Below are 12,075 nucleotides of genomic sequence, written 5' to 3'. Positions count from 1 at the left end.
CTAAAAAATGGGGTGCGCACGGTAGTACAGAAATGTTAGCTTTGATAGCCTGAATATTACTCACCGTTTTATAAGAGGCTCATCCATGTCCTTCAAGATTATTCTTGCCGATGACCATCCCTTGATTCTGACCGGGATCCGCAGCCTGATTGACCAGATAACCCCCCATTGTGAAGTGATCGCCGAGGCATATCAGGTATCTGACTTGCTGAACTTACTGCAGCAACATCATTGTGATCTGTTGATCACCGATTTCAGCATGCCGGGAGATACCCGTAGCGATGGCATGGTCATGATCCAGCAGTTGCGCCGGGATTATCCCAATCTGCCCATTATCGTGCTGACCCAAATCCAGAACAGTGCCATCTTGCAATCCCTTATTCAGGTTGGAGTAAAGGGTCTGATACTAAAGAAATCGGTTATTAATGAATTGGCTGATGCCATTCGCCAGATATTGCTCGGCCATCGCTATATTGGCCCGACAGTACGGATGCTGCTGGAAAGTGCCGGTATCTCCGGGCAAGGCAATAACAACCCGCTGACGCCCAAGGAGAGTGAAGTAGTACGCCTGCTTGCCAGTGGCATGTCGGTCACTCAGGTTGCCGACTACCTTCATCGCAGCGTCAAAACCATCAGCACCCAGAAAAAGAGTGCTATGACTCGACTGGGCATTAGCAGCGATAGCGCACTCTTTGACTATGCCAAAAACAGCGGGCTCTGCTAATCGATAGCCGCATCAAATATCAGGGTGACATCGCCTTTAAAAGAGGAGCCAGGATATTTCATCATCTCGGAGACAGTCCCACCCACAATCTGAAATCGAATTGCTCTGGCCACATTAATAGATGGTTTTGCTTGTGCAGGAGGTGCAAATCTGTGTTGGTTTGTGGTCAACATAATCATGTCGTTCAGTCCGTTAACATAGTATGTTTTTAATGGCACTGTTCGCCCCTTGTTATCTTTTAATGCACATTCACTACTGGCGCTCCATTGATATTGGCAACGCAGTGCGACTGTAAACGGGGCACTAAACCATATCCGAAAAGGAAGGTCTTGCTGCAATATATTTGGCTCTCGTTTTCCACTATGGACCCAATTAATCCACCCACCTGGTGGCAACAAGGTTACTTGGCTATGACCATCGCTATCCCCTTTGGGAAAATCAACTTTTAATTGGTGACGGACTGTCAGTGTAAATTTAAGCTCATGCTCTGTTCCCCTAGAATAGGTTGCATCACCCAGATCAATATCCTTATTACGACCAACCATTATTTTTAAACTACCGGTATACTTTCCGTTTGACATAGTCAATGGATTAGGCGCTTTGATGCGAAAACCATAATTTATCCAATCGGTAATTAATGATGTTCCATCACCAAGTTGGCTATTGTAGTAACACTCAGACGGACCATTTTGAGCCACATCATTAACAGAGTATAAAAAAAGCTGCCCCGTTACTACAGACCCTGACGACCAGCCCCAAGTTGTAAAACTATTATAACAGTCACCACTAATAGCACCCATGGGCCACTTTTTACCATCGACAAGTGGATATGTCATTTTGATTACCTTTGCCCCTATATTGGTAGGAATAAAGGTTAATTCATGACGTTCTCCATTGTTGCTGTTCGTCAACGTCACTTTTTTAGGGCCAGAAAGTCGATAGTAACTTAGGTAGTTCTGTTTACCCTTCGTCGAATTTATTGTTTTTTCTACCGACGCCGGGAGTTTTACTATAACCGATGACTCTAGAGGCTTCTGTGGATCACAATATGAATTTGGTTGGCCGACATCGCACGGAGTGGTGTTTATAAAACGCCCACCACTCACTTCATAACTCTCCGGTTTATAGTCTGCCGTAATATCAATCACATCAGCCAAAGAAGAGTGACTAAACATCAATAGAACTAATATTTTAATGCTTTTCATTTTTTACAGTCACACCAGATGAACATATTAACTCTCCCAACATAATAATCTCCGATGCATCCGTGTGGCTCTGCTCTCCTGACGAGTTGTTGCAACGGAGAGTGCCATTATGTTCCACGCTAAATTCCGGCTGCCGTCGACTCGCCTCCAGCGCAAAGAAGCCATCGTTTTCGGTAAACGCCCGCCCTATGGGGTTGCTGACCATGGCACCACGCAGCGGCCTATTTTGCTCGTCGAGCAGGCGACCAATCACTGTAACGGTGCTAATGGCATTCACCTGGCCATAACCCACTCCACCGCGATTAAGGTGGTAAGGGAGCACGGTGGGCTTGATGGTGAGCGGCGTCCCCTCGTGGTCAGCCATCTCCAGTTGCAAGGCGCCACTTTGCAAGGCAGGCACCGAGACCAGATGGCGACCGGGCCCAAGGGTCTGTACGCTGCCCAGATCGTCGCTGACCCTGATCCGCGCCGCCTCGTTATCAGCATCGATATCGAGGATCATCGCAGCCTCATTGCCCATGCCGCCCATATCGCGGGAACCGAGCGCCAGATTCCCTTCCTGCCCCAGTGCCACCACGCTCTCCAGATTAACGCCGCCGGTCACCTCTGCGTTGTAGGAGGAGTGCTGGGCAAACAGGTCGCCCCCCAACCAGGGCGACGCGAAACGACCATAGCCGGATAGACCGGTACCATAGCTGTCGTGGGTGCTGCCCACGCTGACCTGACGCAACGGGCCCCAATCCACTTCCTGCTGGTAGTTGAGATAGGCACTGCGCTGGGCACCGCCCGAGCGTGAGGTATTGCTGCCCAGCCCCAGCGACAACTGGCGATCATCTCCCCCCAAGTTGATAGTGAGACTCAGCGTGCTACCGCGATCCCGCTGCTGCGCCGTGCTCTCGCTGCCGGGGCGATCGAACAGGGTCACCCCCCAGGTCACCCAACGCCCCCAAAGCCGGTCACTGTAGTGCCATCCCACATCGGCGCCGTTGCCACGGCCAGACTGGTGAGAGACATAGACCCCGAGGGAGCCCCACCGATCCAGCGACTGCTGTAGTGACAGGCTGGACACCGAACTTGCCTCCCCTTGCTTTCGCAGATTGCGTGAATGGCTGGCCACCAGACTGCTATTGCCATGCCAGTAGATCCCCTGCAGATCGTAACCCCATCCCATGCCGACACTCTGGTTGAGGGAGGCAAAGCCGTGGAGCTGACTGGTAGCCTCCCAGTCGAGTGAGAGGGAATGCTGGGCACGTCTGTCCACATACTGGCTACCCGCCCCCACCACCAGCGAGGGAAGCAGCAGGTGGTTCACCGCAGCACCACCACTGGCGCCTTCCAAATCGCTATCTCCCTGCCGCACCAGCCAGCGGGTCTGACGCCCGGCAAAGAGGTTGAAACGCCACGGTTCCTCCGGTGTCTGCCAGTTGGAGGGTTTGTAGATCATTTCGCGCCAACGGCGGGTCTCCTGACCATCCTCAAGCAGCCGCAGCTCCACCTCGTAGATACCACCGGGTAGCGAGCGGGTATCGAGCGCCTGCAAACCCGATACGACCGGCTGGGACTGGATCAGGTTGCCATCACGATAGATCTCCACCATGCCCGGCCGGGCCGGTGCCACCTGGATCGGCGCCAGACTGGGGACCCCGCGCTCCCGGCGCAGCAGATCCGAGCTGCCCCACATCATCCCGAGCACGGTGGGGGTCGCGCCACTGTAGTAGTTGGGCTGACGCACCAACCCCTGCGCCGAGGGAAAGAAGAAGCCGAGACGATAAAAATTGGCCTCATGGAGCCGCTCGCCATAAAGCTGAGCCAGGCCGACTTCACTCGATTGCCCCTCCTGCCAGGTGGCATCTCCCTCCATAAAAGGGGTCCACTGTCCCCAGCTGCCCTCCAGCTGCAGGTTGTAGTGTCCATTGCGCTGGCTGCCCTGCACCAGGTTCAGCTGGTTCTGGACCAGCAAGCCCTTGCTCTCCTGGGGCAACGCCATAAAACGTTGATCCCGCGCCGCCTGCTCCACCTCACTGGTCAATACAGACAGCTGGGACTCCTCCAGGCTGTATTGCAGCCCAAGGATCCCCTCCGGGCAGCGCGGGTCGCACTCGCCAAGGGGCAGTGTTGTACCCAGTTTGTTCAACCAGCGTTCACGCGTCCCCTCGTCAAACTCGCTCTCCTGCACCTCCAGCAGCGAGAGCAGTTGCACCGAGTTATCACGACCGAGCAGCACTTCGCCATCCCCCAGCAGGCGACCGTCGACGGTCACCCGCACCATCAGCGGCACCCCAAAAAAGTGCTCTTCAAACCCTTTCGGCAATTGCCGCGCCTGTTGCAGCAACAGTGCTGGCTCTGCCGCCATCACAGGGGCCGAGAGCAACACCCCAAGCAGGAGAAGAGGAGTTCGAACCATGGTGTTCAACCTGTATAGATAGATGCCTCACTAAAAAGGGGCCTCGCGGCCCCTTGGGTCTTGATTTGTAATGAATTTAGGTAGCGGGTGGGGCTGGCGGCGCCTCGGATTCAAACATCATGCTGACAATCCCCTGATAGTTGCCGGGCTTGTAGCCGCCGGCTGGCGCCGCAGCGGGGATGATCTCCAGCCCGACCTGTTTGCCGGTACTGGCGTCCGCCTGGTTCAACAAATCTTGAGACGCGGTAGTCAGTGCCGTACCTGCCACCTTGACCGTCAGGCCGATACTCTCCTTGCCACTCGCCATGGTGGCGGGATAGACCAGATAGCCCTTGATGGGGCCCAGGGTGCTCTTCATCTCCAGCTGCTTCGCCAATGGATCCAGCTTCTGGCTAAAGGGGTTGAAGGTCAGCTTTTGCGGGGTATTCATCCAGTCCCCAACCGGCTGCACATAAAATTTGTCAGTCGGGATCTGCGCCGTCACCGTTACCGTATGCTCGACTCGCTCTGCCGCCATCAGCGTATTGCTCGCCAATAGCAAGGCCGGGATGATCGATAACTTCTTCATAACTACTCCTTCAGGTGTGATTACCTGTCTTGTGATAGATCGGGATTCAGAGCTTGAACTCCTTGAATACCGATTTTTTCCCTTCGATCAGTTCAAAACGAACAGTCCGGGTTGCCTCTTCACTGACCCGCTTCTTAACACCGGGCAGCAGATGCATCTTCTCCGGTTGACTGCATGAGCTCTCTTTTTTGTCACACATCTCCAGATAATCGAGAATAACGGTGGCATTGCCCCGGTTCTCCACATAGAGGGCACCGTTATCGCGGCCAATCCGGGTGTCATAACGGGTCTCTTTGGGTGCCACAAACAGAATGGTGCCAAAACCGGTCATGATGCTGACACCGGCGCTTATTTTCTGCTGTGGTGGCAATTCGGTTATTTCATCACCCTGTGGCTTGACCGGTACAAAACGCACCCGAAAATAACGTTCTCGCTCCCGCACTCCCATATAAATAAAGCGGGTAGCCTGGATACCACCTGCAGGAATAATCAACCGTGATGGACTTGTCACCAGCTGGCGAACGCCCTCCTCAGGTAACTCCCGCTCCTTCGGCACGCCATCGGCACCATATATAATTTCGGCCAAGGTTATTTGGACAAATGCCGTTTCATCACCAAGATTTCTAACCCGCTTGAGCAATGTATTTTTCTCTGCCGACATATAGTCATATAAAGTACCAACGCTGATATCTGGCGATGCCAATACGTTGCCGCTCAATATAAGCAGCAATAAGATTGAAATTTTATTCATGGGTGTTGTCACACTACTAAAATAGAAAACAGCTCTCTCAACGTTCTACGAAATATTTAAACCTGTACTTACCAACAACTATACTCTGTCTGATTGCTCGTCATTGATGCCAGTCTAAATAATGCTCGCACCAAACTTAATCGGAATAATCTGATATTGCCAAACTATTCTCCTCTCCATCTTCCTCTCAATAATCGGACAATTCCTACAGCCAGACTTCCATTGTCCCTCGTATTATTCACAGCCATATCCGTCAACAGGTGAGTGCCATGTTTGCGTTCAAAGAAGAGCTTCCGGTCAGTGGCGTGGCATCCCTGACGACAGCGGACATTGCCGTACCCTTTTATCAGCCAATCGTTAACCGAGATCGCCAGATCATCGGCTTTGAAGCGCTGGCCAGACGCTGGGATCCCTCCCGGCAGGGCTACCAGGGCATCGACTTCCTGACGCTGAGCCAAGGTGAAGCTCTGGACATCGATATAGTGATACTGAGAGCGATCTGGCGTGACCTGCCCGTACTGGCACGCCATGCGCCCTGCTCCCTCTCCATCAACTTGAATCCTGCACTTGAGAGCTCGACATACCAGAACCTGCTGTTGCTGGTGATCCTGCAGGCTCGCAAGCTGGGGATAGCGATCTGGTTCGAGGTGCTGGAACACGCGCCGCTCTATCGCAAACATCGGGAGCTGATCGAAGTGCTGCGCAGCCACGGCGCTCATATCGCCTGCGATGATTTCGGCACCCAGGAGTGCAATTTTCAGCGGGTGATGGCGCTCCCCTACGAGATCATCAAGCTGGATCGCTCCCTGCTGCTGCAGGCGAGCAAGAGTAGCCATGCTTTGCGGATGCTGAGCGGTCTGGTGGAGTATCTGCAGCGCTTTGGCATGAAGGTGGTGTGCGAAGGGGTCGAGACCCTGACTCACATCGAGATCGCCAACCAGCTAGGTTGCGACTATCAGCAGGGCTATGCCCACGCCATGCCCGCCCCCCTCTCCCGTTGGGCCTGAGCGGCTGTTTCATTTCGGCATTCTGTCGGCTCGCGCAGCCAACAATTTCCTGCCAAATTGCATGATGACGTGGGGGCGAGTACAATCTCGCACCCCGAATATCCGGCGCATCGTCTGTAGATAGGCCCCGGATATGCCGTCATCGGGTCGCGCTGCATTGAGCCTCCTCTCGGAGGGCATCTTGCACCGCAACTCAACCACTACGATGCCATCAGGTGGCATCGTCCTGATTTGCAATCAGATATAAAGAGTCCGCCATGTTTAAACCAGAATTGCTCTCCCCCGCAGGTTCCCTCAAGAACATGCGTTACGCCTACGCCTATGGCGCCGATGCCGTCTATGCCGGTCAGCCCCGCTACAGCCTGCGGGTGCGCAACAACGAATTCGATCATGAAAACCTGCAGCTGGGCATCAACGAAGCCCATGCGCTGGGCAAGCAGTTCTATGTGGTGGCCAACATCCAGCCCCACAACTCCAAGCTCAAGACCTTTATCCGCGACATGCGCCCTGTGGTGGAGATGAAGCCGGATGCGCTGATCATGTCCGACCCCGGTCTTATCATGATGATGCGTGAAGCCTTCCCGGATATGCCCATTCACCTCTCGGTGCAGGCCAACGCGGTCAACTGGGCCACGGTGAAGTTTTGGCATCAAATGGGCCTGACCCGCGCCATCCTCTCCCGCGAGCTGTCGCTGGACGAGATCGAAGAGATCCGCATGCAGGTACCGGAGATGGAGCTGGAAGTGTTCGTTCACGGCGCGCTGTGCATGGCCTACTCCGGCCGCTGCCTGCTCTCCGGCTATATCAACAAGCGTGACCCCAACCAGGGCACCTGCACCAACTCCTGCCGCTGGGAGTACAAGGTGCATGAAGGTAAAGAAGATGATGTGGGCCAGATCGTTCACCGTCAGGAGCCGATCAAAGTGCGTCCGGACAACACGCTAGGCCTTGGCAAACCAACCGATGCGCTGGTGCTGCTGGAAGAGTCCAACCGCCCGGGCGAGTACATGAGCGCGTTCGAGGACGAACACGGCACCTACATCATGAACTCCAAGGACTTGCGCGCCGTCGAGCACGTCGAGCGACTGACCAAGATGGGCGTTCACTCCCTGAAAATCGAAGGGCGCACCAAATCCTTCTACTACTGCGCGCGTACCGCTCAGGTTTACCGCAAGGCCATCGACGATGCGGTAGCGGGTCGTCCGTTCGACCGCAGCCTGATGGGCACCCTCGAAAATCTGGCCCACCGCGGCTATACCGAGGGCTTCCTGCGCCGTCACAACCATAGCGAATACCAGAACTACGACTACGGCTACTCCGTCTCCGACACCCAGCAGTTTGTCGGCGAGATCACCGGTCGCAAAGGTGACATGGTCGAGGTCGAGGTGAAGAACAAGTTCCTGGTGGGCAACAACCTGGAGCTGATGACCCCGCAGGGCAACGTCCGTTTCAATCTGGAGCAGATGCAGAACCGCAAGGGCGAGCTCATCGACACCGCGCCGGGCAACGGCCACGTGGTCTATGTGCCGGTACCGAAGGAAGTGGACGTTGACTACGGCATCCTGCTGCGCAACCTCGGTGAGCGCCAGGATACCCGTCAGCCGCACTCGGCCGCCTGAGATGGCACTGCTCATCACCGACAAGTGCATCAACTGTGACATGTGCGATCCCGAGTGTCCGAACCAGGCCATTAGCCTCGGCGAGGAGATCTACGAGATCGACCCCAGTCGCTGCACCGAGTGCGTCGGTCACTACGAGAAGCCGACCTGCATCAGCGTCTGCCCCATCGACTGCATCATCTGGGATCCCGCCCATGTGGAGACTGAAGATCAGCTGATGGAGAAGTTTGTGCGGATGCACAGGTAGTAGCTGATGCACAGACCGTAAAACGAAAAAAAGGCCGAGCAATCGGCCTTTTTTGATCCTGCGTGCAGCTGCTGGGCATCACTTGCCGACCAGCCGGATCAGTTTGTCCAGCTCCCGCTGGGCCTCCAGCATCCGGGTCTGGGACTCCTCCAGCCTGGCCTGCCGCTTGGCAATCTTCTCCGGTTTGCCACTGACTCTCGCCTCCTGCAGCTCGAGCAGGCGCTCGTCCACCTCGCCGCGCAGTTTGTTAACCCGCTCTTTCTGCTCCTTGAGCAGACCTTCATCAGTACAGTTGGCCTTGATATTGCGCGCTGCCTGTTCGAGCCCGGCAATCTGCCCAACGTTGTTGTGTGCTTTGGCAAACACCAGCTGGTCATTGACGGCCTGCAGACGGGCCCAGCAACCGACCGCCTCACTGCCAAAGGCCTGACCCGCCAACAGCAGCAAGCCGGCTCCCAATACTTTCCACATCTCGATTCATCCGGTCTTGTTTGCGAGCTGACCATAAAAACCTCGATCGGCAGCAGGGTCAAGCAAGCGGGAAAAAGGTGCGACAGAAGTTGTGCAACATCACGCAATTGGCACCCCGTTGGTTCTACAATGGCGCTCTTTCCAATCGGGAGTCTGTTATGAATCAACAAATTGTGGTCATTGCCAACGGCGCCCCCTATGGCAGCGAATCCCTGTTCAACGCCCTGCGTCTCGCTATCGCCCTCAACAAACAGGGTGGTGCCAGCCTGAAGCTGTTCCTGATGTCCGATGCGGTGAGTGCAGCGCTGGCCGGTCAGGCTCCGGCCGAAGGGTACAACCTGCGCCAGATGCTGGAGATCCTGCTGGCGCAAGGCGTCACCATTCGCCTGTGCAAGACCTGCACCGATGCCCGTGGCATTACCGCCCTGCCGCTGATCGAGGGCATTGAGGTCGGCACCCTGCCGATGCTGGCCCAATGGACCCTGGCTGCCGACAAGGTGCTGACGTTCTGACCTCCCCCTCCGGATCTCTTGCCCCTTTAGCCCTCATCTGACCCTCCATGGCCCCCGCCATACGGGGGCATTGCACGCGCCGCCAGTCTCACTGACTACACTATCAGTTGCTACACCTGCTTGTTTGTCCCACCTCACGGACAGCGTAACGCCCAGTAATAAACCGAGGACGACGATGAATCCGACCGAACAGACCCTGCTTGAGCAGATGAGGATCACCGACTTCGAGATTGCCCATCGCAAGGAGTTATTGCTGCTCAATGAACAGGATGTGGCGCGGCTGGCAAGTTATTGCAGCAAAATAGAACCACGGATCGACGCCCTGGTGGATCGCTTCTACCAGCAGCAGACGGCCATCACCGAGATCGCCCTGTTGATCGGGGATGCCGATACCCTCATACGGTTGCGCACCGCACAACGGCGCTATGTGCTCGATCTCTTCAGCGGCCATTACGATCTGGAGTACGTCAACAACCGGCTGCGGATCGGGCTGGTTCACAAGCGGATCGGGGTCGAACCCAAGCTCTATCTGGCCGCCATCAACACCCTCAAAGCCCTGCTGATCGAGGATATGTTCGAGCAGATCCACGATGAACCGGAGCGCCTCGTCATGCTGGCCGCACTGGACAAACTCTTTCTGTTCGACATCACTCTGGTCTTCGAAACCTACATTCGCAGTCTGGTGTCGGAAATAGAGTCATCCAGAGAGAAATCGGAGAACTATGCCAAGAGTCTGGAGCAGAAAGTACGCGAACGAACCAAACAACTGGAGGAGCTGAACCGCACCGATGCCCTGACCGGATTGCTCAACGTTCGCCACCTCAACGAGCTGTTGCTGCTGAGCCTGCGCACCTGTCAGCGCCGTGCCGAACCCATGGCCATCGCCTATCTCGATATCGACAACTTCAAGCAAATCAACGATACCGAAGGTCACCAGCGCGGAGACGAGATCCTGCGCATCGTCGGCAACTGCATCCGTCAAGTCTTTCGCGCCGAAGACAGTTGCTTTCGTTATGGCGGAGATGAGTTCTGCCTGATCCTGCCCAACTGCAACGAGAGTCAGGCGCGGGATATCTATCTCAAACGATTGGTCAACACCGTCAAGGAGCAGCTGGGCGATCTCACCCTCAGTATCGGCATAGTGCAGACCGGGCCGGAGCACTACGACGACGGGCTAAACCTGATCCGCCTCGCCGACGAGAGGATGTACGCAGCCAAGAAGGCGCTCAAAGAGAAGACGCCGGGTAGCACGCACTGAACATTCAGCATCACAGATCCCCGCATTAACCGGGTCAGCTCCGCTCAACCACAGACGTGGCCACAGCGGGACGCTGTACTCTGGCCCCCCACTCATAGAGCGCAAAAATCGCCACACAAAGCAGCGCCATCAGCACATAGAGCCACTGACCGCTCCACTGCTCGAGGATCCAGCCTCCCAGCAGGGCACCTGCGGCCCCTCCCAACCCGGCCAGTGCGCTGGCACCAAAGTAGCTCCCCTTGAGATGAGCCGGGGCCATCTGATCGATCAGCACGTTGAGCAGGGGGAAGAGGATGGTCTCACCGATGCTGAGCAGCAGCACGGCGCCAAACCAGTGGCTACGCACCATCGGATCCCCCAGCGCGAAGAGCAATTGGGCCGCCAGAAAGAGCGCCATGCCGATATGAAGCCGTACCCGTACCGGCCAGCGTGACAACAACCGCAGCAGCGGAAACTGCAGCAGCACCACGGTCAGGGCATTGGTCGCCACCAGCAGGGCAACCAGCTCGGCCACCTGCGGCATACCGGCCCGGGTCAGGTATTGCACCAGCGGCGAGTGAAACTGGGAGTAGACCAGCACCATCAGGAGATTGGCCATTACCAGCAGCAGGAAGGCGCGATCCGCCAGCAACACCTTGATGGCATCCCGCAGTCCGGGGCCAGCAGCACCCGGCTTGCCTGTGCTGCCAACCCGGCGAAATCCCCAGACAAAGGCCAGCGCCAGCAGCAAATAGCTCACCACCAGAAACAGGAAGGTCTCCTGCTGGGCGTTGCTCCCGAGGGTCACCCCCAGTAGCGGCCCCAGCGCGGCCCCCAGGTTGAGCAAAAAATAGCGCAGGTGCAGTGCCAACTCCCGCGCTTTGGCCGAGGCCAGACTGTCAGCCATCAGCGCCTTGCCGGGGGCATCGATGAGCCCCGACGAGAGGCCGCTGCCCATCACCCCGACCCCGAGCCAGAATACCTCGTGCGAAAAACCGAGCAGGCCGAAACAGAGCATCGCCACCAGACAACCGGCCAGCAGTGTGCTGCGCCGCCCGAAGCGATCAGAGAGCCAGCCGCCGTAAAAACTGACCAGAGTAGAGAGGGCCATTGAGCCACCCAGCAACAGGCCGATGAAGGTGGCCGAAAGGTCATACTCCCGATAGAGCAGAATGGAGAGGAAGGGCCACACCATGTAGTAGCTGGTACGCACCATAAAGGTGCCCAGAATGACAATCCAGACCAGCGGGGTAAATTGCCTGAAGGTGCTCCATGACATCGCTATGCTCCATGCCCCGCAGCTCTTACCACAAGATCCTGTCATAAACGG

12 protein-coding genes are annotated in these 12,075 nt (G+C 56.1%); 6 read left to right on the top strand and 6 right to left on the bottom strand.

What is annotated here, in order from left to right:
- The first annotated feature begins 85 nt into the window (after nt 1-85).
- Nucleotides 86-724, top strand: coding sequence for a response regulator (locus I6L41_RS01280; RefSeq protein WP_216961419.1), 639 nt, complete (start codon nt 86-88; stop codon nt 722-724).
- Here I6L41_RS01280 and I6L41_RS01275 read toward each other — a convergent pair.
- The 4 genes from I6L41_RS01275 to I6L41_RS01260 all read right to left on the bottom strand — a co-directional run bounded on the left by I6L41_RS01275 (nt 721) and on the right by I6L41_RS01260 (nt 5,652).
- The gene (locus I6L41_RS01275) at nt 721-1,929 is read right to left on the bottom strand and encodes a hypothetical protein (protein WP_216961416.1); all 1,209 of its coding nucleotides are present in this window, start codon (nt 1,927-1,929) and stop codon (nt 721-723) included. The genes I6L41_RS01280 and I6L41_RS01275 overlap by 4 nt on opposite strands.
- Complete coding sequence (locus I6L41_RS01270) at nt 1,916-4,333, bottom strand: TcfC E-set like domain-containing protein (protein ID WP_216961413.1); 2,418 nt, start codon at nt 4,331-4,333, stop codon at nt 1,916-1,918. Before I6L41_RS01270 ends, I6L41_RS01275 begins: the two co-directional genes overlap by 14 nt.
- A 76-nt stretch (nt 4,334-4,409) precedes the next feature.
- Entirely contained in the window at nt 4,410-4,901 is a 492-nt protein-coding gene (locus I6L41_RS01265) for a CS1 type fimbrial major subunit (protein WP_216961410.1), read from the bottom strand.
- 46 nt (nt 4,902-4,947) lie between these two features.
- Nucleotides 4,948-5,652 carry a hypothetical protein gene (locus tag I6L41_RS01260; RefSeq protein ID WP_216961408.1) on the bottom strand — a complete coding sequence of 235 codons (705 nt, stop codon included), beginning with the start codon at nt 5,650-5,652 and terminating at the stop codon, nt 4,948-4,950.
- 269 nt (nt 5,653-5,921) lie between these two features.
- On the opposite strand from I6L41_RS01260, the gene I6L41_RS01255 reads away from it, so the two are divergent.
- From I6L41_RS01255 to I6L41_RS01245, 3 genes are all read left to right on the top strand, one after another.
- Entirely contained in the window at nt 5,922-6,659 is a 738-nt protein-coding gene (locus I6L41_RS01255) for an EAL domain-containing protein (RefSeq protein ID WP_216961405.1), read from the top strand.
- A gap of 257 nt (nt 6,660-6,916) precedes the next feature.
- Complete coding sequence (gene yegQ, locus I6L41_RS01250; RefSeq protein WP_216961402.1) at nt 6,917-8,278, top strand: tRNA 5-hydroxyuridine modification protein YegQ; 1,362 nt, start codon at nt 6,917-6,919, stop codon at nt 8,276-8,278.
- 1 nt (nt 8,279) lies between these two features.
- Nucleotides 8,280-8,525: a YfhL family 4Fe-4S dicluster ferredoxin gene (locus I6L41_RS01245; RefSeq protein ID WP_033115344.1), complete on the top strand. Its 246-nt coding sequence runs from the start codon at nt 8,280-8,282 to the stop codon at nt 8,523-8,525.
- 78 nt (nt 8,526-8,603) lie between these two features.
- Here I6L41_RS01245 and I6L41_RS01240 read toward each other — a convergent pair whose 3' ends face one another.
- A complete protein-coding gene (locus I6L41_RS01240) occupies nt 8,604-8,996 on the bottom strand; it encodes a DUF1090 domain-containing protein (protein ID WP_216961399.1) in 393 nt (130 codons plus the stop codon).
- A 158-nt stretch (nt 8,997-9,154) separates the two neighbouring features.
- On the opposite strand from I6L41_RS01240, the gene I6L41_RS01235 reads away from it, so the two are divergent.
- Nucleotides 9,155-9,508: a DsrE/DsrF/TusD sulfur relay family protein gene (locus I6L41_RS01235; protein WP_216961395.1), complete on the top strand. Its 354-nt coding sequence runs from the start codon at nt 9,155-9,157 to the stop codon at nt 9,506-9,508.
- Between the two features lie 175 nt (nt 9,509-9,683).
- Nucleotides 9,684-10,766: a diguanylate cyclase gene (locus tag I6L41_RS01230; RefSeq protein WP_127005869.1), complete on the top strand. Its 1,083-nt coding sequence runs from the start codon at nt 9,684-9,686 to the stop codon at nt 10,764-10,766.
- Between the two features lie 34 nt (nt 10,767-10,800).
- On the opposite strand, the gene I6L41_RS01225 is transcribed toward I6L41_RS01230, so the two are convergent.
- Nucleotides 10,801-12,024, bottom strand: coding sequence for an MFS transporter (locus tag I6L41_RS01225; RefSeq protein ID WP_216961392.1), 1,224 nt, complete (start codon nt 12,022-12,024; stop codon nt 10,801-10,803).
- Nucleotides 12,025-12,075: the final 51 nt, after the last annotated feature.

The organism is Aeromonas sp. FDAARGOS 1411 (assembly GCF_019047125.1).
GTDB lineage: Bacteria > Pseudomonadota > Gammaproteobacteria > Enterobacterales > Aeromonadaceae > Aeromonas > Aeromonas veronii.
The sequence above is the reverse complement of the archived record's forward strand: the minus strand, read 5'-3'. Positions and strand labels throughout refer to the sequence as shown.

What these genes read in the sequence shown, in the direction of transcription:
- I6L41_RS01255 (WP_216961405.1), top strand. Translation starts at nt 5,922, where the DNA reads ATGTTTGCGTTCAAAGAAGAGCTTCCGGTCAGTGGCGTGGCATCCCTG.
- I6L41_RS01240 (WP_216961399.1), bottom strand. Translation starts at nt 8,996, where the DNA reads ATGTGGAAAGTATTGGGAGCCGGCTTGCTGCTGTTGGCGGGTCAGGCC.
- I6L41_RS01265 (WP_216961410.1), bottom strand. Translation starts at nt 4,901, where the DNA reads ATGAAGAAGTTATCGATCATCCCGGCCTTGCTATTGGCGAGCAATACG.
- I6L41_RS01245 (WP_033115344.1), top strand. Translation starts at nt 8,280, where the DNA reads ATGGCACTGCTCATCACCGACAAGTGCATCAACTGTGACATGTGCGAT.
- I6L41_RS01280 (WP_216961419.1), top strand. Translation starts at nt 86, where the DNA reads ATGTCCTTCAAGATTATTCTTGCCGATGACCATCCCTTGATTCTGACC.
- I6L41_RS01270 (WP_216961413.1), bottom strand. Translation starts at nt 4,333, where the DNA reads ATGGTTCGAACTCCTCTTCTCCTGCTTGGGGTGTTGCTCTCGGCCCCT.
- I6L41_RS01235 (WP_216961395.1), top strand. Translation starts at nt 9,155, where the DNA reads ATGAATCAACAAATTGTGGTCATTGCCAACGGCGCCCCCTATGGCAGC.
- I6L41_RS01260 (WP_216961408.1), bottom strand. Translation starts at nt 5,652, where the DNA reads ATGAATAAAATTTCAATCTTATTGCTGCTTATATTGAGCGGCAACGTA.
- I6L41_RS01225 (WP_216961392.1), bottom strand. Translation starts at nt 12,024, where the DNA reads ATGTCATGGAGCACCTTCAGGCAATTTACCCCGCTGGTCTGGATTGTC.
- yegQ (WP_216961402.1), top strand. Translation starts at nt 6,917, where the DNA reads ATGTTTAAACCAGAATTGCTCTCCCCCGCAGGTTCCCTCAAGAACATG.
- I6L41_RS01275 (WP_216961416.1), bottom strand. Translation starts at nt 1,929, where the DNA reads ATGAAAAGCATTAAAATATTAGTTCTATTGATGTTTAGTCACTCTTCT.
- I6L41_RS01230 (WP_127005869.1), top strand. Translation starts at nt 9,684, where the DNA reads ATGAATCCGACCGAACAGACCCTGCTTGAGCAGATGAGGATCACCGAC.